The following is a 1,351-nucleotide window of genomic DNA, read 5'->3' as shown; positions in this document are numbered from 1 at the left end:
CTGTGCGGTGCCCGTACGGCCGCCGGGCGCGCCGCCCCTGCCCCACGGCAGCGCGGCCCTGAGGACCGGCCGAGGCGATCACCCCGCCCGTCGTGCGCAGCGCGGTCACGGCCGCGTCCGCGACGTCCGCCCCGCGCAGCGACTCCTCCCGCATCCGGTGCATCAGGAAGATGCCGTAGTCGACGCCGAGGGCGACCAGGAAGACGAAGGAGAGCAGCGGCAGCCCGGGGTCGACCCCGGCGAAGCCGAAGACCGGGTCGAAGACGAGCCCGCCGACTCCCATCGCGGCGCCCCATACGGCGACCACGGCGACGACCAGGACCAGCGGCGCGACGAGGCTGCGCAGCAGGGCCGCGAGGATCAGCAGCACGGCGATCAGCACCAGCGGGATGACCAGCATCCGGTCGCGGGCGTTGGTGTCCTTCAGATCGAGCTGCTGGGCGCTGGGCCCACCGACGACCGCGTCGGCGTTCTCGACTCGTACGAGACCGGAGCGCAGGGCGTGCAGGGTGGCCGTCTCCCCGGCCGACTGCGGGGCGCCCCGGGGGAAGACGTCGACCTCCGTCCAGCCGCCGCCGCTGCGCCCACGGTCCGCCCGCGCGACCCCCTCCGTGTCGCGCGCCCGCCGCAGCACCTCGTCCGCCCCCGCGGTGCGCGCCATCACGCTGATGGGCTGGCTGCTGCTGTCCGGATAGGCGTGGGCGAGGGTCTGGGTCGCGGCCACCGACTCGGGCTTGTCGGTGAAGGTGTCCTCCTGCTTGAGGTCGCCGGGCAGATTGAGCACGCCGATGGCGAGGGCGCCCAGCAGTGCGGCACCACCGAGGAGGACGGCTCCGGGCCGGCGGCGGGCCGAGCCGCCCATCGCCTCGAAGAACCCGCGCCGGGTCGCCCGCGGCTCACTGCCGTAGGCCGGGATCAGCGGCCAGAACACCCGCCGCCCGAGCAGCACCAGCACCGCGGGCAGCAGCGTCATCATGGCCGCCAGCGCGCAGACGACCCCGACCGCGCCGACCGGGCCCAGTCCGCTGCTGCTGTTGAGGTCGGCGGCGAGCAGGCACAGCAGCCCGGCGGCGACGGTGCCGCTGGAGGCGAGCACGGCCGGACCGCAGCCGCGCAGGGCCTCACGCATCGCGTCGTAAGGGGCGCGGTGGCGGCGCAGCTCCTCGCGGTAGCGGGAGACGATCAGCAGGGCGTAGTCGGTGCCCGCGCCGAAGACCAGCACCGTCTTGACTTCCTCCCCCGCCTAAAGGTGGGGGGTTCCAGCGGTCGCCCGCTGGGGTTCCTGCTTCACCGACGACCGCCCCGTCCGGGAGGACTCCCGTTGAGGTCTCACACCGTCTCCACAGGCAGA

The 1,351-nt window shown here is 74.5% G+C and carries 1 pseudogene; it reads right to left on the bottom strand.

What is annotated here, in order from left to right:
- Positions 1–64: 64 nt before the first annotated feature.
- Positions 65–1,231 (bottom strand): annotated as a pseudogene (locus KN815_RS49085) (MMPL family transporter); the annotation flags it as partial.
- Between the last annotated feature and the right edge of the window lie 120 nt (positions 1,232–1,351).

It is taken from the genome of Streptomyces niphimycinicus, assembly GCF_018883605.1.
Lineage (GTDB): Bacteria > Actinomycetota > Actinomycetes > Streptomycetales > Streptomycetaceae > Streptomyces > Streptomyces niphimycinicus.
The sequence above is the reverse complement of the archived record's forward strand: the minus strand, read 5'-3'. Positions and strand labels throughout refer to the sequence as shown.